At 39.8% G+C, this 19,787-nt stretch carries 11 protein-coding genes; 7 read left to right on the forward strand and 4 right to left on the reverse strand.

Features of this window, described 5'->3' with window-relative positions:
• The first annotated feature begins 44 nt into the window (after positions 1-44).
• The 5 genes from WSC_RS0105885 to WSC_RS0105905 all read left to right on the forward strand — a co-directional run bounded on the left by WSC_RS0105885 (position 45) and on the right by WSC_RS0105905 (position 8,654).
• Positions 45-4,874 (forward strand): NAD-glutamate dehydrogenase, encoded by a 4,830-nt coding sequence (locus tag WSC_RS0105885; RefSeq protein ID WP_016954989.1) that lies wholly within the window; start codon positions 45-47, stop codon positions 4,872-4,874.
• Between the two features lie 75 nt (positions 4,875-4,949).
• A complete protein-coding gene (gene pyrD, locus WSC_RS0105890) occupies positions 4,950-5,960 on the forward strand; it encodes a quinone-dependent dihydroorotate dehydrogenase (RefSeq protein WP_016954990.1) in 1,011 nt (336 codons plus the stop codon).
• Positions 5,961-6,013: 53 nt separating this feature from the next.
• Positions 6,014-6,553, forward strand: coding sequence for a cell division protein ZapC domain-containing protein (locus WSC_RS0105895; RefSeq protein WP_016954991.1), 540 nt, complete (start codon positions 6,014-6,016; stop codon positions 6,551-6,553).
• Between the two features lie 18 nt (positions 6,554-6,571).
• Positions 6,572-7,327 (forward strand): Nif3-like dinuclear metal center hexameric protein, encoded by a 756-nt coding sequence (locus WSC_RS0105900; RefSeq protein WP_016954992.1) that lies wholly within the window; start codon positions 6,572-6,574, stop codon positions 7,325-7,327.
• A 13-nt stretch (positions 7,328-7,340) separates the two neighbouring features.
• Positions 7,341-8,654, forward strand: a complete 1,314-nt coding sequence (locus WSC_RS0105905) for an RsmB/NOP family class I SAM-dependent RNA methyltransferase (RefSeq protein ID WP_026016695.1) — start codon at positions 7,341-7,343, stop codon at positions 8,652-8,654.
• Positions 8,655-8,674: 20 nt separating this feature from the next.
• Here the strand turns inward: WSC_RS0105905 and WSC_RS0105910 are convergent, their stop codons facing one another.
• Positions 8,675-10,006 (reverse strand): dicarboxylate/amino acid:cation symporter, encoded by a 1,332-nt coding sequence (locus tag WSC_RS0105910; RefSeq protein WP_016954994.1) that lies wholly within the window; start codon positions 10,004-10,006, stop codon positions 8,675-8,677.
• Between the two features lie 137 nt (positions 10,007-10,143).
• Here WSC_RS0105910 and WSC_RS0105915 point away from each other — a divergent pair, with 137 nt between their 5' ends.
• Positions 10,144-13,950: an Ig-like domain-containing protein gene (locus WSC_RS0105915; RefSeq protein ID WP_040393984.1), complete on the forward strand. Its 3,807-nt coding sequence runs from the start codon at positions 10,144-10,146 to the stop codon at positions 13,948-13,950.
• Here WSC_RS0105915 and WSC_RS21960 read toward each other — a convergent pair.
• Complete coding sequence (locus WSC_RS21960) at positions 13,947-15,122, reverse strand: N-succinylarginine dihydrolase (protein WP_016954996.1); 1,176 nt, start codon at positions 15,120-15,122, stop codon at positions 13,947-13,949. The two genes, WSC_RS0105915 and WSC_RS21960, sit on opposite strands and share 4 nt — an antisense overlap.
• 195 nt (positions 15,123-15,317) lie before the next feature.
• Between WSC_RS21960 and topA the strand changes: the two genes are divergently transcribed.
• Positions 15,318-17,957 (forward strand): type I DNA topoisomerase, encoded by a 2,640-nt coding sequence (gene topA / locus WSC_RS0105925; RefSeq protein ID WP_026016696.1) that lies wholly within the window; start codon positions 15,318-15,320, stop codon positions 17,955-17,957.
• Positions 17,958-18,021: 64 nt separating this feature from the next.
• Here the strand turns inward: topA and WSC_RS0105930 are convergent, their stop codons facing one another.
• Both WSC_RS0105930 and WSC_RS0105935 read right to left on the reverse strand, forming a co-directional pair.
• Positions 18,022-18,726: an SDR family NAD(P)-dependent oxidoreductase gene (locus tag WSC_RS0105930; protein ID WP_016954998.1), complete on the reverse strand. Its 705-nt coding sequence runs from the start codon at positions 18,724-18,726 to the stop codon at positions 18,022-18,024.
• Between the two features lie 14 nt (positions 18,727-18,740).
• Positions 18,741-19,664, reverse strand: coding sequence for a 2-keto-4-pentenoate hydratase (locus tag WSC_RS0105935; protein WP_016954999.1), 924 nt, complete (start codon positions 19,662-19,664; stop codon positions 18,741-18,743).
• Between the last annotated feature and the right edge of the window lie 123 nt (positions 19,665-19,787).

A 19,787-nucleotide genomic window follows, 5' to 3' on the forward strand; every position in this document is an offset into this window, starting at 1 on the left:
AGCTAATCTTATCTAAAATAGAATAAGTCAAAGGCGGCTTTTTTATGTCGAATAAAAAACAATCAGTCTTATTAGACCAAGTAGAACAACTCATTCAAGCCAAAATTCCAGCAGAACAAGCTGATGTCGTGCGCACATTTGCTCGGCTTATTTACCGCGATATTGCCCCAGAAGATCTTACCAACCGTAATGATAGCGACTTATATGGTGCGGTATTAAGCTTGTGGCACACTTTCAATGCTAACTTACAAACTGTGCCGGGTATTCGTGTATTCAACCCTGAACTATCCCAGCATGGCTGGCAAAGCAATCATACAGTGGTTGAAATTGTCTCCGATGACCAGCCTTTTTTAGTTGGCTCAGTGCGTATGGCGCTAAATCGCCTTGGGATAGCAGCACATTGGTTATTATATCAAAGCGTAAGTGTTGAAGTTGACGAAGCTGGTTTAATTACATCCATTGAGAGTAGTCAGGCTGAAACTGCGGAAAACCGACGTACGGTATTTTTAATCGAGATTGATAGGCAGTCGGATAAAAAACGGTTAGACAGCATAGAAAAAACAATTGGTGATGTGTTAACTCAAGTTAATTTGACAGTTTCCGACTGGCAAATAATGCAAGATAAATGTTTGCAAATTATCGAAGAATTAAAAAATTTACCTAAGCAAGTTGCGAAACACCAAGTTGATGAAGCTAAACAATTTTTGTCTTGGATGGCTGACGGTAAATATACCTTTATGGGATACCGCCAATACAAGTTAGATGCGGTAAAAGGTGATCATAGTCTAGCTCGACTAAATGATACGAGTTTAGGTTTGATGAAAAATAGCAGCGGCAAGGATGTTCGCTTATTGTCTGAAATGCCTGGCTCAGCAAAAACTCAAGCGCTCAGTCATGATTTGATGGTAATGACTAAAACCAATCGAAAATCTCAAGTACATCGACCTGCATATATGGATTATGTTGGCATTAAAATTTTTGATAACAAGGGACAGGTTTCAGGTGAACACAGATTTATTGGTTTGTTTTCATCAGATTTTTATAACGACAGTGTTTTTGATATTCCATTGATCAAAGATAAAGTTAATCGAGTGATTGAAAATACAGGTTTCACCAAAGGATCACATTCCTATAAAGCCATCCACAATATTTTAGAAACTTATCCTCGTGAAGAAATTTTACATGCCAAAGAGCAAGAAATTTCCAATATCGCACTGGGTATCATGCAAATGCAAGAGCGTGGTATGTCGAGATTGTTTGTTCGCAAAGATATCTACGGACGTTATTTTTCATGTATGGCTTTTGTGCCTCGTGACCGATATACCACCCAACTAAGAAAGTCGACGCAAAAGTTGTTTCAAAATTATTTGTCATCTAATCGAGAGGTTGAATTTAATACTTATTTATCTGAATCGACCTTAGCTCGAACTCATTACATGGTCAGAGTAGAAAACAATAACTTTGATATTAACGAACACCAGTTGCAAACAAATATGATTGAATTAACTAAGTCGTGGGAAGATAAATTAGAACGTAGTTTGTTGTCGTTATATGGCGAAGAAAAAGGCCGAGCATTAGCGCGTAAATATGAACAAGCTTTTACCCGCAGTTATAAAGACAATGAACTACCTAATACAGCGTTAGTCGATATCGAAAAGCTTGAGAGTTTAAATCAAAATAACACGCTCGAGATGCTGTTGTATCGCCCACAAGAGGACGCAGACGAAAAACATCTAGTTAGACTAAAGCTCTTTCATCGTGACAAGCCTATACATTTATCGGACGTATTACCTATGTTAGAAAACTTTGGTTTGCGTGTGATAGACGAAAGACCATACAAAGTGACCTGTTTAGACGGTCATGTAAATTGGATTTTAGACTTCGCTATGTCGACCAGTGACGACTATGAGTTAGATTTAGATACAAGTCGAGACAATTTCCAAAATGCCTTTACCAACGTTTGGTTTAATCAACTCGAAGATGACGGTTTTAATCGTTTAGTACTGCAGGCAGAAATGTCGGGGCGAGAAGTTGCAATATTGCGTTGTTATGCAAAATATATGCGCCAAATTGGTAGTAGTTTTAGCCAAAGTTATATTGAAAATGCGTTAGCAACTTACCCTGAACTGGCAGGTATGTTGGTTGATTTATTTCATTTGCGCTTTAATCCTGAAAGCAAATTTAGCAAAGACGATCAAACTGCGTTAAACATTAGAATCGAACAAGCATTGGAGGAAGTCGTCAATTTAGATGATGACAGAATTATCCGACGTTTTGTCGATATGATGATGGCAACCCTTAGAACAAACTATTATCAACAAGGTGAACTAGGGCTTAAGGATTACATTTCAATCAAATTGGTGCCAAAAAAAATCCCAGAAATCCCAAAACCTGTACCTGCTTATGAAATATTTGTTTATTCGCCTGATATTGAAGGTGTGCATTTGCGTGGTGGTAAGGTCGCGCGTGGTGGATTACGTTGGTCAGACCGACGGGAAGATTTTAGAACTGAAGTATTAGGTTTAGTTAAAGCACAACAAGTTAAAAACACAGTTATCGTGCCAGTTGGCGCGAAAGGTGGTTTTGTGTGTAAACGCAATATCAAACCAACAGATAGAGCGGCATTTTTAGCAGAAGGTAAGCGCTGTTATCAGATTTTTATCCGTGGTTTGTTAGACATTACCGACAATATTTTACAAAACCAAGTGATCCCACCAGATTCTGTTTATCGTCACGATGAAGACGATCCATACCTAGTGGTTGCAGCTGATAAGGGGACGGCGACATTCTCTGATATCGCCAATGCTATTTCAGAAGAATATGGCTTCTGGCTTGGAGATGCATTTGCATCAGGTGGTAGTGTCGGTTACGACCACAAAAAAATGGGCATCACAGCAAGAGGTGCGTGGGAGTCGGTTAAACGTCACTTTAGAGAAATTGGAATAAACTGCCAAACCACTGATTTCACTTGTGTTGCTGTTGGCGATATGGCTGGAGATGTATTTGGCAACGGCATGTTGTTGTCAGAGCACACTCAGCTACAAGCGGCATTTAACCATATGCATATTTTTATCGATCCGACACCCGATGCCAAAACAACCTATGCCGAACGTAAACGCTTGTTTGATGCTGTGCAAGGCTGGGGCGAATATGACACAAGTCTAATTTCAAAAGGTGGTGGTATTTTCTTACGCTCGGCCAAGTCAATAAAATTGACTGCGGAGATGAAAAAAATGCTTGGCACCACAGCGGATACTTTAGCGCCAAACGAGCTTCTACAATTAATTTTACAAATGCCAGCCGATTTATTTTGGAACGGTGGCATAGGTACTTATATTAAAGCCAGCAATGAAACGCATGCAGATGTAGGCGACAGAGCAAATGATGCTGTGCGGATAAACGGTAAGCAGGTTAAATTTAAAATTATTGGTGAAGGCGGAAATTTAGGCTGTACGCAATTAGGCAGAATAGAAGCCGCAAAAAGAGGCGTTAAAGTTGATACCGACTTTATCGACAATGTTGGTGGGGTTGACTGCTCTGATAAAGAGGTAAACATTAAAATTCTCCTCAATTCATTAGTGCAAAACGGTGAATTGACTCTGAAGCAGCGCAATAAACTCTTGTACGATATGACGGATGATGTGGCGAAAATTGTTTTGAAAGACTGTTATCGCCAAACTCATTCGTTATCTATTACCGAATACAAAATTAAATCCAGCTTAAAAGAACAAATTCGTTTTTTACATGCATTAGAAAAAGAAGGTTATTTAGACAGAGAGTTAGAGTTTTTACCCTCTGACGATGAATTGGCTGAACGCCAAGCGGCAGGACATGGCTTAACTCGACCTGAGCTTTCAGTGTTAATTGCTTACGCCAAAATGGTGTTAAAACATAAACTCAATATTGGCGATATCACAGATAACAGCCACATTGGCAAACTACTAGTTAACTACTTTCCAAAAGCGCTGCAAAGCAAATACAAAGCAGCGATGCAAAATCATCCACTACGTAGTGAAATTATTGCCACTGAAATTACCAATCAAATTGTTAATGATATGGGCATGAATTTTGTTCACCGCATGGGAGAAGAAACAGGTGCACCTGTTGGCGAAATTGCTATTTGTTATACGGTTGCGCGCGAGATTTTTGGTTTGGGTGACATCTGGGCACAAATCGAAGCTTGGGATAATAAAGTATCGGCGCAAATTCAATCCGATGTTTTGTATCAGTTGCGTCGAACAATCCGCCGAACAACACGGTGGTTTTTACGCCATCGCAATAAAAACATCGGCATAGAAAAAACCATCGAGAAGTATCGTCCAGTATTTGTTGAGCTAAGCGAGAACTTAGATAAATATTTAGTCGAATCTGAACTTGAGTCTTTAGCAGCGTCAGCAAAAAAATTAACTGAAGCAGGGGTTGATGCTGATTTTGCGAAAAAAATATCCTATATCAGCACCTTATTCTCAGTTATGGATATTGCTGAAGTGGTTGAAGAAAGTGCGCGACCCGTCGAGTTGGTTGCAAGTGTTTATTATAAATTGGGCGCACAAATGGACTTACATTGGTTCTTGGAACAAATTAATAAACAGCCTGTAGCAAACCATTGGCAAGCATTAGCGCGCGCGGCTTATAGAGAGGAGCTAGATTGGCAACAAAGGTCTATTTCTTCAGTGGTTTTACGTGGATGTACAGAGCAATGTTCGGCCGAAGATATGTTAAATGATTGGAATGAAAGGTACGCCGATATTCTAGCTCGTTGGAAACATATGTTGGCTGATTTTCGCGCAACTCAAAGCCATGAATTTGCAAAATTTTCAGTTGTTTTGCGTGAATTGATGCTGTTGAGCCATCATTGCGATACAATGCAGTAAATTTTAGGACAGGGGTCTTAGCCAGGTTAAATTGGCTCGAAAGACCTCTGCTGTTATACGCCAGTAGAGGGCAGCATGTATCCGTTATTAAGATCATTTTTATTCACTCAAGACGCTGAGTGGTCGCACGATTTCACCATTAAAAATTTAAAAAAATTACAAGGTGGCCCGTTAAGCTGTTTATTTAGCCAAAACGTGCCGAATAAACCTGTAAACGTCTTTGGCATTGATTTTAAAAATCCAATTGGCTTAGCCGCAGGGTTAGACAAAAACGGCGAATGTATCGATGCTTTTGCAGCTATGGGATTTGGCTTTGTAGAAGTAGGTACAGTTACACCTAGACCACAACCAGGTAACGACAAACCTAGATTATTCCGTTTGCCAGAAGCGCATGCCATAATCAATCGTATGGGTTTCAACAACAAAGGTGTCGACTACTTAGTTGAGCAAGTTAAACAAAGTAAATACGACGGTGTGTTAGGCATCAACATAGGTAAAAATAAAGATACGCCAAATGAAGAAGGCAAAAATGATTACCTAATTTGTATGGATAAAGTTTACGAGCATGCAACTTATATTACGGTAAATATCAGCTCGCCAAATACACCGGGTTTACGTAGTTTACAATATGGGGAAGCGTTGGACGACTTATTAGGTGCAATTAAAGAAAAACAGGCGTTATTAAATCAGCAATATGGGGCATACCGACCTATACTAGTCAAGATTGCACCGGATATGGATGACAGTGAAATTGAGCAAGTTGCTAATAGCTTAACTCAAAATGAGATTGATGGTGTTATTGCAACTAATACCACGTTAGCTCGTGACAAAGTAAAACATTTACAACATGGTGAAGAGGCTGGTGGATTGAGCGGCATGCCGGTACGAACACAAAGCACTCATGTTGTTAGTGAACTGAAAAAATTAGTAAACGGTAAAATGCCAATTGTTGGAGTAGGGGGAATTAGCAGCTCACAATCGGCCAACGAAAAACTGCAAGCAGGGGCAGATTTGCTGCAAGTTTATACAGGCTTTATTTATCGAGGTCCAAATTTGATAAAAGAAATCGTTCAAGGACTTGAATAAACGATAATTTTTTGACATCTTGAACGCAATCTAACCATAGGAACAAGGTTTTCATGCTCCAAGCAAAAGCAGACTGGTACTGGTTTTACGACCTAGAGTCTCATTCTTTGCGTTTAAATATGACTGAGTTTACATTTGTAACAGCTTGTAAACCGAGCAAGCTGTTACCACATGCTAAACAAACTCAATCTTTTAGCGTGGCAGACAATCAAAAATATTGTGAATATTACGCAATTGTTGAAGAGCAGTTAGCAGCTTCCGAGGCGGCTTGTGTGCAAATTGCCTTGAATGCGGTAGCACAAACAAAATTTGTTCGCCCTGAGCAGCCAAAAAGCTGGTATTTTTTGCCGCAACACAAAGCAGCTAAGCGTACTCTATTTGATCAAGTTGTTGTGTTGCAATCAGATTATGCTAGCGCTGAGTTTCTGATACTGGAAGAAAACAAAGACTGTGCTAACTTAATGTTATTGTCGAAAGAATTACAGCTAGATGAAAGAAAAACCATGCAACAGTTTGAATGTGTAAAAGTTCTCCAAGACAGAATTGCATCTCTATCCAAACCGAATTTGTCTCACGGCAAATGCCAAGCTTAAATAATTCTCCAATTTATTATGCAAACTAAAAAACTAGAACAACTGTTAAATCAGTGGTTAAGCCCTGAAATAATTTCCGACTATTGCCCAAATGGTTTGCAGCTCGATAGTGAAAAAACTATTGAAAAAGTGGTAACTGGCGTTAGCGCAACACAAGCTTTAATTGACAGTGCAATTGCCTTGAAGGCTGATGCTATATTGGTACACCATGGATATTTTTGGAAAAGCGAACCAGCGCAAATTGTTGGTATGAAATATCAAAGGCTTAAGAAACTAATTAAAAATGACATTAGTTTGTTTGCTTATCACTTACCGCTAGATGTACACCCAGAGTTTGGCAACAATGTTCAATTGGCGAAACTGTTTGAATTAGAAGTAATTGATCCGGTAGAGGGGATCAAACCCAAGGGCATATTAATGCAAGCAGAAACTAAATCTGCAACCGCTTTAGCTGACTTTGCTAGCCTAGTCGAACGTAAATTAGCACGTAAACCTCTGGTAATTAGTGGTGGAGATTTTTTGATCAATAAAGTGGCAATTTGTACTGGTGGCGGTCAGTCTTTCATTGAACATGCATTAGCCGCAGGTGTCGATTTGTTCATTACAGGCGAAGTCAGTGAACAAACTGTGCATGTAGCAACGGAAATGGGCATCCATTTTATTGCTGCTGGTCATCATGCAACTGAGCGTTATGGCATTAAAGCTTTGGGTGAATATTTAGCTGCTAACACTGATATTCAAGTTGAATTTGTTGATATAGACAACCCCGCTTAAATTGAGAAACTGAATGAAACGTCGTTGTAAAAAGTCACCCCATCCGCAGTTATTGTTAACTATGGCTCGCAAAGCAATATGGGCAAGATGGATAGAATTAGAAGAAATTAAACCCTTTGATCGATGGTTGAAATCTCAATTTAAACAAAGCGGTAACTTATCTCGTCACGACAAGTTGACCATAAGCAAAGAATTATTTTTAGCAGTAAAGTTTGCCCAAGCCGCAGATTATTTTGAAACCTGTTTTATCGCCAATGAATTAGTTGAGCTTGTAGAATGGGATAAAACTTGGTCGTTATCTTCGGCTAAGCACATCCAAAACAATGAGTTTTGGTTTTGGTTAACCTTGTTGCAAGGTGAAGAACCTAAGGTGACCAATGGTGAAAACAAGCGCCTACAATGGTTTAAAAATCAAACGGGTAAAATTAATGCAAGCCTTGAATTATGGGCGGTTCGTTTTGGTATAAGGCCATGCTGGTTGCCTATGTTAACACAAAGAGCAATTGCCAGTGGCTGGGACGATAGTCAGTTAAAACAGTTTATTCAGCAACAAGCCGACTCTTTACCCGTGTATCTGCGCGCAACAGCGACAACAAACATTAGTCAGCTATACAAAGATTTAAATGCACAAGACATTTTAATCAGCAAAGATGGCGATGTGTTAAGTGTTGATGGCGGCGCTGATGTCACTCGCACTAGCCAATTTGCGTTAGGTCAGTTTGAATTACAAGATTTGGCGAGCCAGCAAATTGTCCAAGCAGTTGATGTTAAACCCGGGATGAAGGTATGGGATTGCTGCGCAGGAGCGGGTGGAAAAACCTTAGCGCTTGCAGACAGGCTTAACAATAAAGGCTCAGTGACTTCTACTGATATCCATAGTTATAAGCTGGATGAGCTTAAAAAACGTGCGAAACGCGCTGAATATTTTAATATTCGCACTTTTGTTTGGAGTGGTGATAAAGCGTTAGATTTACCCAACGATGTAAAACGCCAAAATGGCTTTGATCGAGTGTTAATTGATGCACCATGTACCTCAGCTGGTACATGGCGACGTAACCCTGATGCTAAATGGCGTTTTAGCCAACAAGACAGTGATGAGCAAATAGCCATTCAACAAAGTATCTTAACTAATGCGCAAGCGTCCGTGCGTAAAAACGGTAAATTAGTGTATGCAACCTGTAGTTGGCAAATAGCCGAAAACGAGGCGCAAGTCAGTTGGTTTTTAGCTAAGTTTGCTGACTTTAGGTTAGAATCTCAAACTTTGTTGGGCGGCATCGAACAGGCGTCCGATACCATGTTTGTTGCGGTATTTTGCAAAGTGAATTGATTGACTGACAGCAAAATGGTTTATCCCATTTTGCTGTTGTTTTCTTCCATCAATGCTAATTGTTTGTCAGTTGCGTTAAATACTGACTCGTCTAATTGCTTCTCAGACTTGGCAATTAAACAAGTAACGGCCGCATCACCCGTTACATTGACGGCAGTGCGAGTCATATCTAATAATCTATCCACTCCCAAAATAAGTGCTATGCCTTCAACCGGTAAACCAACTTGTTGAAACACCATTGCCAATAATATTAACCCGACACCTGGCACACCAGCGGCGCCGACAGACGCTAGGGTGGCGGTAATCAATACAGCAACATAATCAGCAAAGGATAAGTCAATACCATATACTTGGGCGATAAAGACTGTGGCAACGCCTTGCATTATCGCTGTTCCATCCATATTAACTGTTGCGCCTAACGGTATGGTGAAAGATGCAACTGAATTATTTGCGCCTAATTTTTTCGTTACTGTGTTTAACGTGATTGGCATAGTTGCATTACTGCTTGCAGTACTAAAGGCAAACATAAGTGTGTCTTTCATTTTTATTAAAAACGGCAGTGGGTTAAGTTTGCCGAGTAAAATCATTAAACTCGGATAGGTAATCAGCGCATGCACAAACAGCACCACTAGAACTGTTATAAAATATTGTGCTAGTTGAGCGATTTCTGCTAGTTCTAAGTAGGTAAATAACTTAGCCATTAAACAAAAGACCCCGTATGGTGCTAATCCCATTAAAATGGTCACCATGCGCATCACAACTTTGTTCAAATCTTCAAATAACCCAGCGATACGTGCGCCAGCACTGCCTGATAGAGCCATAGCTATACCAAACAAAAGGGAGAATACAATAATTTGTAACATATTGCCTTCAGCCATGGCATTAATCGGATTGGACGGAAACATGTCTATAATCACTTGCGCAAAGCTCGGTGCTTGTTTGGCATGGTAATCTTGTGCTGGGGTTAAATTCATCCCTTCACCAGGTGAGATTATTAACGCAATTGATATTGCAAAGGTGATGGCGATAGCTGTGGTAAATAAATACAAACCGATTGATTTTGCACCTAATCGGCCGATTTTGGCCGAGTCATTTAACGAACAAACACCACAAACTAAAGAAATAAATACAAGTGGTACAACCAACATTTTTAAGCTGGTAATAAAAATACTTCCCCCAACGTTAAAAAGTCCTTCAACAAAAAATTCTTTGAGTGAAAGATTAAAAACAATTAGGTTTATCAAGGTGTCGTCGGTTTCCGATACGCCTAAGCTAAATAGCCGACCGATAATTATGCCTAATACCATGGCAATAAGAATATGCAGAGTTAGATTTTTATTTATGTTTTGCAAACTAGTCCCCTAAAATCTTTATCAAATTGTAAAATAGTTAGCTATTTTAGCGCTCAATGATTGTTACTATCTAAAGTTATGAGCTAATATTACCGAGATTACAACAATTTAAAACTTAAGACCATGGAGTGCAGAGAATGCTAAAGCAGTATCGCTACTGGTTCGTTTCTATCTTGGCTATGATAATGGTGGCTTGTGGGGGCGGTGGCAATTTAGATAATGGTAATGGAGACTCAACTGAGGCGACCTACCAAATAAGTTTAACTGCGGTTGATTCTACAGGTGCAGCGTCTAATCAAACAAGTCAGAATAATCCTCTCACAGTAACAGCAACACTGACGTTAGATGGTGTAGCCGCCTCTGGACAAATTATTAGTTTTTCTACTCAAAGTGGTGTACTGGTGCCGGCAAGTGGTCAGGTGGTGACTAATTCTAGTGGCCAAGCACAGGTCATTTTAAAGCCGGGTATTGAGCTAACGGCTGACTCACTTATAGCCCAATTTAATAACGATGGACAAACGGTAAGCCAGCAACTTAATTATACCAACCAAGGTGATGGCGAGGAGGTGTCGGAAGATACCTACACTATTAGCGTTGATACCTATATTTGTAATACAGCTAGTTTTGATACTGTCGCGGATGTTGAAGCAAACTGTACTCAAGGTGCGATTGTCACAAGCACTACCCCCCTGTATTTTCTCGTCAGTGTTCTGCAAAACTCTAACCAAACAGCAGTATCAAATAAATTAATACGAGCAACCGCCGGTACTGGTACTTTGTTACCTGAAAATGGCAATGCCATATTGAATAATGGTACGGCGATTTTTAAATTGTTTAGCGATGGCACACGCGGATCAGATGAAATTAGCCTGACTTTTGATGACCAAACACAAACCCAAGTTTATCAAATTAATACTAGTCAAGTGACGCCAACACATGGTTACGCTTTAGCACTCAGCTTAACTGATGTAAATGGTACAGCAATAGCTGAAAATGAAATCTCTAAAGCAACCTCGGGAGTACTGCAAGTTACCCTTACGTTGGATGGGCAGGCTGTTGCTGGAGAAATTGTTACGGTAACAAGTAATGTAGGCGTATTAAAACCTGCATCAGGTAGCTTATTAACAGATACTAATGGTCAAGCCAAATTAGTTATTGGTGCCGGCAGCACACAAAGCTCAGGCACCCTGTCTGCGTCAGCAACCATTGCTAGCGGCACTCAACAAATAGAACTTGAAGAGTCATTAAATTTTAAGTCAGCTGGTGATGATATTGCGCAGGCGCCTTCAGATTACACATTAGACATCAATTTGTTTGCATCAGACGAAGTGACACCATTAACCAATGTATCTCGTGAAAATAAAGGTATTTTGGTGGCAACTTTAAGAGATAGTGCTGGAGATCCAGTAGAAAACGAAGTGGTTACATTTACAACCTCGTTGGGCGGTTTATTTCCAGCGTTAGGCACGGCACTGACTGATAATAATGGTCGAGCGACGATTGAACTTGAAGCTGGTGAAGTAAAAGGGGCAGGCAGTGCAACTGTCACTTATTTAGATGCTTCACAGAGTGTAGCTTTTACCTCTGCTGGTGATGCAAATGTAGCAGCGGAAGAACATGATATTACTATCACTATTTTTGACTGTAATGGAGTAGATAACCCAGTAATTCCATTTACTAGTTGTGCTCAAAGTCCAAACGTATCTTTAACACGTCCAGGCAAAGTATTGGTTAGAGTCAACAGAAAAGGCAGTAGTACTGATGTTATAGCGAATAGCTTAATTACAGCAACGGTTGATGCTGGTTCGGTTAGTCCAACCAATGGTCGTGTGGTTACAAATGCGCAAGGTTATGCAGTATTAACTTTATTAGCAGGTGAAGATGATGGGGCAGGCCAATTAACCATTCAAACGTCAACATCAACTCAAAACGCTTTTTATACAATTAATACGGTAAATATTGCTATGGGTAATGGCTCAGAAGCAAGTTTTGAAGAAGGTGTGATCGCCTCTGATTTAAATGGTGGTTCGTTAGCTGTTGGTAATACCACAGTATTAACTTTATCTATTGTTGATAAAGATAACAATAACGAGCTATACCAAGACCCAGTTACCGTAAGTCTAAGTTCTGCTTGTGCGAGTCAAGAGCCAGCAAAAGCATTTATCGACCAAACAGTGACAGCGATAAACGGCATAGCAACAGCCATATATAGAGCGGACGGTTGCCAAGGTAAAGACAGTATTTTAGCTCAGGCAAGTGCTGGTACCAGTTCTTTAAGTGCAACTTTATCTATCGATATTGACCAGGCCCCTGCTTCGTATATCAAGTTTGTCAGTGCCGAAGTTGATGGCGATCCTGAAGCTAGAATTATTACTTATCCAGGCACTGGGCGAACTGAACAAGCGAACATAGTATTTCAAGTTATTGATAGCAACGACAACCCATATGCTAACCAGACTGTAAACTTTTCCGTTACTGCTGAAGGCGCAGGGATTACTGTTACACCTTCAACTGCGAAAACAAATAGTAATGGTGAAGTTACAGTAACGGTTCGAGCTGGTAAGTCACCCACACCTGTGCGGGTAATTGCTGAAGTCGTTGATAGTAACGGTGATTCATTGTCGCCTAAAATCCAATCAACTTCTGATTTATTAAGTGTTTCGTCTGGTTTACCAGACCAAAATAGTTTCACATTGGCAGCAGAGACATACAACATCGAAGGTTGGGATTTTGTCGGTGATGAAACAGCTATTTCAGTTTATCTATCTGATCATTTTAATAATCCAGTTCCAAATGGTACATCAATCAGTTTTGTGACAACCCATGGGCAAATTCAACCTGAGTGTGTTACCGATAATGGGCGTTGCAGCGTGCAATATACTGTTACTCAGGCTAAACCAGGTAAAGAAAATGTATCTCGTGTTGATGAGATCGCGCAAGACTTATCCAATGGTATGTGTGATGTAGGTAATGACGATGATCCGACTAATGATACAACCGCGGCGGATGGACTACCTTGTTATGGTATTTCCAATACTACGTCGGGTGTGTTAGGCCCATTAAAATTAACCGGCTACAAAGCAGGGCGATTGTCTGTGTTAGCTTATGCTGTTGGTGAAGAAAGTTTTGTTGATGCCAATGGTAATGGTCAATTTGATTCCGGAGAGAGCTTTGTCGATGCTAACGATAACGGTCAGTATGATACTGGAGAAAGTTTTGTTGATGCAAACGGTAATGGTCAGTTTGACGCTGGGGAATATTTTGGCGATATGAGTGAAGCTTTCATTGATTGGAATGAAGATAATCTTTATTGTGGTCGCTTGGCTGATGGCACAGCTGCTTCGGGAGCTGAACCTATTACTAACCCAGCCACAGCTGCGGCGGATTCAACACCTGATGGTGCTTGTTTACCAGGTGGTGATGATGAAGAATTTATTGATTTTGGTGGTGATCAACAAGGTAATTTAGACTTGCCAAATCAACAGTTCGATGCAGCAGACGGTATTTACAACGGTATTTTATGCCAGTCGGACGATGGTAGCTGTAATCAAGACTTCATCCATGTACGCCGTGATATCACTATAGTATTGTCTGGTAGCACGCCTTACTTTAGGGTTATCGACTCAGCGACAGATGCAGATTTGACCGTGGCAGATTTGGTTAACAATACAAGTGTTAGTTTTATCGCTTACATTACGGATGAAAATAGTAATCCAATGCCAGCTGGCACAACAGTGACTATTTCTACTGACAATGGAGTTGTGTCCGGTGTAAGTAGCCACACTTTTGGTAATACAACAGATCCAAGACCGTCGGGCTTTAGTTTTACTTTGGGTCGAGAATCTAGTCCAAATAATAAATCCTCAGGTACTGCAACTATAACAGTGACAACGCCAAAAGGATTTGCTAAATCACACCCTATCTCTGTGATAGACGCAGGCTAAATTCTATAATCATCTAGTTTAAGCGAAGCCAATTCGGCTTCGCTTAATACCACTCTTAAACGCAAACAGGCTGGCCCGCCGCCATTTGCCATACTTTCAGACAAATCTAGGTAATAAATCTGTTGAATCGGATTGTCTTCATTTAGTAATTTATTCAAGACAGCTTGTACGGCTTGATTCGCTTTACATTCGTACGGCGCTATTAAAGCCATATACTCGCCTTTTTTATCATCTACGCATACCAACTGCGAATTAAACAAATAACTGCTTACAGCTTGTTTTAGCGATAAATCTGATGCTTTTATTTCGATAGGGTAAAAAGTAGAAGTAGGGTATTTGCTTGAATATAATTTTTTTAGGGTTTCTATCGTATCTTGTGTGTTTATAAAAGCTTGCTCATGAAACAGTAGCACGTTTTTATTTGCTACCGAAATAACATCGTTATGGAAAACACCGGCATTGATTGCTTTGGGGTTTTGCTGCACAAACAAAGTATCTTTTGGATTAAGTTTATGGTTACGCGCAATAGCTTCACTTGCTTGTAGAGATTGGCGCGATGGAAATTGCAATTGCTCGGTTGATCTTTCGCAAAATGAATCATGCCCATAAACAAAAATGTTAATAGCGGAGTGTCCATAATCAGGGCAGATCCTTAAATGATTTGCCGAACCCTCATCATAAAACCATGGATGATTTGGCAAAGGGGCGTGATGAATAAAATATTCAGAATCAAATAGTCTAGTTAAGTTTTTTTGCGTTTGTTCAACTTCAATCAAACGATGAAAAAAATGGGCTAAATTTGCCGGGGTCACATGCGCCTTTCTATCTAAGCTGTCACACGAAGGTGTTATTGTTGCGGCATTTGCTGCCCACATAGCAGAAGCTGAAAGTAAAGCGGATTTTAGTTTGCTCGGACAATTTTGTAGTTGTGCTTGAGTTAAACCAAGTGTTTTTAATACATTAGCATCAGGCCGTGTGACTAATGGCAGTTTGAACTGTTTAATCCCCAAAGAAGCGATTAAGCTGACTTTCTGTTGCCATTGTTCTATTGCTCGGCTGTGGTTAGCTGCTAACCCTTGGTGTTGTGTAGAGGCAATATTACCCTTTGATAACCCAGCAAATTCATGGGTTGGTGCGATTTGTCCGTCAAAATTAACTTCGTAATATTTCATAGCTGCACCTTTTAAAATACAAAATAGCCACTATAGTTCGCATTATAGTTGAAAAAGCGAGCAATTAAGCTTGGATATAAAAAATGTTAAGGAAATTGCTTGCTACTCAGCGAATTTGTCGATATATCTTTAAAAAAGAAGCGTGCAGTCATACACCACTGTACTGGATTAAATTTAAATAGTATTTGATATCTAATGGGAAAGTCACTCGTAATAGTCGAATCGCCAGCAAAGGCAAAAACGATAAATAAATATCTTGGTAATGACTATGTAGTTAAATCAAGCGTTGGTCATATTCGTGATTTGCCAACATCTTCAAAGGGAAAAACTAGTCCAGCAGTTAGTACTAAGGGCATGTCACCTGAAGAAAAAGCAGCACATAAAAAGAAAAAAGAAAAAGCTGCATTAGTTGCGCGTATGGGTGTTGACCCAGAGCATGACTGGCATGCTGAATACGAAATTTTACCCGGCAAAGAAAAAGTCGTCGCTGAATTACAAAAGCTTGCTCAAAATGCTGATACAGTTTATCTCGCAACGGATTTGGATAGAGAAGGGGAAGCTATTGCTTGGCATTTACGCGAAGTAATAGGTGGTGAAGACACTAAATACAAACGTGTTGTTTTTAATGAAATTACCAAAAATGCGATTAAAAACGCCTTCTCTCAACCAGACGAACTCAATATTGATAGAGTAAATGCACAACAAGCAAGACGCTTTTTAGATCGTGTTGTTGGTTTTATGGTATCACCACTATTGTGGAAAAAAATCGCACGTGGTTTATCAGCGGGACGTGTGCAATCTGTTGCTGTGCGTCTTGTGGTAGAACGTGAACATCAGATAAAAGCATTTGTTCCAGAAGAATTTTGGGAAGTAAATGCCGATACTACAACGCAAGGGAAAGCCAATTTGCGTTTGGATGTTGCTAAGTATCAAAACAAAAACTTCCGCCCAACCAGCAAAGCTGAAACCGATAGTGCATTAGCACAGCTAGAATCGGCTAAATACACAGTTGCAGATTGCGAAACTCGCCCCACATCGAGTAAAGCCAGTGCTCCATTTATTACTTCAACGCTACAGCAAGCCGCGAGTACGCGCCTAGGTTTTGGCGTTAAGAAAACTATGATGTTGGCGCAACGCTTATATGAAGCGGGTCATATTACCTATATGCGTACCGACTCAACCAATTTGAGTAGCGAAGCTGTTGCAGCATGTCGCGATTATATTCAGGACGAGTACGGCAGCGCTTATTTGCCTGAAAATCCAGTTATCTATGGCAACAAAGACAATGCACAAGAAGCGCATGAGGCAATCCGTCCTTCACAAGTAGGTGTATTTTCTGGACATCTAGGTAATGATTTAGACCCAGATGCTAAACGTTTATACGATCTAATTTGGCGTCAGTTTGTTGCATGTCAAATGACACCTGCAAAATATAAAGCAAGCACTATCACAGTTGCTGCAGCTGAGTTTGAATTAAAAGCTAAAGGCCGTGTATTGGTATTTGATGGTTGGACTAAAGTTCAGCCGCCAGTTGGTAAAAAAGGCAATGAAGACCAGTTATTACCGGATGTTAAAGTTGGTGAAACTTTGTCGTTAGAAAAACTCAATCCTAAACAGAATTTTACCAAACCACCAGCGCGTTTCAGTGAAGCTGCTTTGGTTAAAGAGCTAGAAAAGCGCGGCATAGGTCGCCCATCTACTTATGCATCTATCATAAGTACGATTCAAGATCGTGGTTATGTACGGTTGGAAAATAAACGTTTCTACGCTGAAAAAATGGGTGAGATTGTTACTTCTCGTTTGTTGGATAATTTCAGTGATTTAATGAGTTATGACTTCACCGCAAACATGGAAGGTCACTTAGATGACATTGCTGAAGGTGAATTAGACTGGCACAAAGTACTAGATAATTTTTACACCGACTTTAAGGGCAAATTAGATTTAGCCGAAGAGGATGCTGATAAAGGTGGTATGCAGCCCAATCAGCCAATTCCTGTGGCAATAGATTGCCCTGAATGTAGTCGTGAAATGACCATTCGAACTGCGTCGACCGGGGTGTTCTTAGGATGTTCTGGTTATGCGTTACCACCAAAAGAGCGTTGTACTAAAACCATCAATTTAACTTCTGGTGAAGAAGCTGTTGATGCTAACGACGAAGAAGCTGAAACTCAGGCATTACGTGCTAAACACAGATGTAAAAAATGTGGTACGGCGATGGATAGCTATTTAATTGACACAGAACGTAAATTACATGTTTGTGGTAATAACCCGAGCTGTGATGGTTACGAAATCGAGAAAGGTCAATTTAAGATCAAAGGATATGACGGCCCTGTTATCGAATGTGATAAATGTAGCGCAGAAATGCAGCTCAAAAATGGCCGTTTTGGTAAATACTTTGGTTGTACCAATGATGAGTGTAAAAACACTCGTAAACTATTAAGAAACGGTCAACCTGCGCCACCAAAAGAAGATCCAATTCCATTACCAGAAATGCCATGTGAGAAATCTGATGCGTATTTTGTATTGCGTGATGGTGCAGCAGGGATCTTTTTAGCTGCGCATAATTTCCCGAAATCACGTGAGACACGTGCGCCAAAAGTATCTGAATTAGTGCGTTTTAAAGACAGATTACACGATAAGTTTAAATATTTAGCCGAAGGCCCTGAAACTGATAGTGAAGGTAACCCAACAGTGGTTAAATTCAGCCGCAAAACTAAAGAGCAGTATTTAGGCTCAGAGAAAGACGGTAAAGCAACCAGCTGGTCAGCTAAATATATTAACAACAAGTGGGTTGTTGAAGAGAAAAAGGCTAGGGCGACTAAAGCTAAAAAGTAATGTAGTTCAGATATATTTAAATTCCCGATAAAGATAAGGCCAGCAATGCTGGCCTTAATTGTTTTTAGAAGTTATCTTCTACTTGCGGTCTTAATACTAACTCATGCATATGAGTATTGGTGTCTGTATCCAGTGTATGCAAAATAGCTTTTGCAACTGCTGCCGCAGTTAAGTACTCTGGCCGTTCGGCCGCTCTAAACTCAGTATCTACACCACCCGGATAAACGGATAACATTTTAATATTGTCAGCTCTAAGTTCTTTGCGCATTACTTTTACGTAGTGATCAAGCGCTGCTTTTGACGCTGTATAAGCCGCAATACCTGGGTTAGCAAATAAACATACGGTTGATAATACATTGACTATAGTCGCACTGCCGTTTTGATTAGCTGCTTGTTTCAAAGAAGGTAAACATAATTGCATCATTTGCACTGGCGAACAAAAATTAATTTTCATCATCCATTCCAAATCAGCAATTGATATCTCTTCGCCTTTGCCACGAGCCGTGTTAATGCCAGCACAGTTAATTAAAATATCAAAATCGCCCATTTTATCTTTTGCACTATCGATAAAATCAGTTAAAGCGGCTTGGTCAGTAACACATAAACTACGACTAAAATGTTTGGTATTGATTGTTAGACTATCTTGGGTGCGTTGTAATTTATCTGGGTTTCGGCCGGTTAAACTCAGTTTGTAGCCAAGTTTACTTGCTTGAATGGCTAATTCACGGCCTATGCCTGAAGATGCGCCAGTAATTAAAATATGCTTCATGTTAGTCCTAATAGTTATTTGTTTTCTTGTTTTGTATTGCTTACAAAACTCATAGTTACTTGTGGTTGTTCTGGCCAATTTACAAATTGGTAGCGGATCTGTTTATTATTATTTTCGACAGGGCGTAATTTCCCCAAACTGCCTAAACTAATTTTGTCCCCAGCTTTTAAAGCTAAACCTTGCTGATTAAACTTTTCAATTAACCAAGCAAGTGCATTTAATGGATGACGTAATATAGATTCAGTATCTGCGGTTTGAATCAGCTCTTTATTCTCATCTGTTACTAAAATCCGTGTATTGCCGAGTTTATGGGCAAACTCTTCAGTTGCTGTTACTTTAATTGCATCACCCAATACAAAATAAACTGACATGATATTATGGGCAATCAGTTGATTAGCATTAACTTGTGTTCGAATTTTTTCATCTTTCATATTAAAAGGTAAGGTGACTAATTCAAATGCCGGGTATAGCTTGGAAATATGTTGTAATAGTTGAAGATGCGAGCTTGCTTGCATGATTTTGTCAGATTTAATTTCAATGACTAAATCGGCTTCATACATAGGGTTTACTGCAAAATTAGTTGGGATCTGGCTGTTGTTCGCTAAAAACTGACCAGTAAAAATACTCGCATAAGCAGGCTCTTTTGTATCAAACATTTCTTGGACTTTTACATGGGTAAAGGCAATTTTGTATCCCGCGGTTAATGTATTGCTATCTTGCTTGTGTTTGATAAAAGCTTGTTGCAGGCAATAAGCCTGTGACGGCCGATTAATGTTTATAGGTTCAATTATGTTATTTGGTAGCAGTGTGGCGGCTAGTTGAATCTGTTTTTGCTGGGTTTCGTCTAACTTACATTCTAATAAGTTAGCTTGAGCGCCCGAGCCCAATAACAAAAGTGCTGTGCTATAAATAAGTGAAAAAATATTGATTTTGCGCATATATAATAAGAGTTTGTGCAGTCAGTCCTTAACAAAGATGATAGCATTATCTTTGTTTAAAATATCAGGTAGTTAATCACAATATTCATGGGTTGTTGTTTTAGTTGGTGTGCAAAGCGACTT

Source organism: Catenovulum agarivorans YM01, from assembly GCF_000281085.1.
Taxonomy (GTDB): domain Bacteria; phylum Pseudomonadota; class Gammaproteobacteria; order Enterobacterales; family Alteromonadaceae; genus Catenovulum; species Catenovulum agarivorans.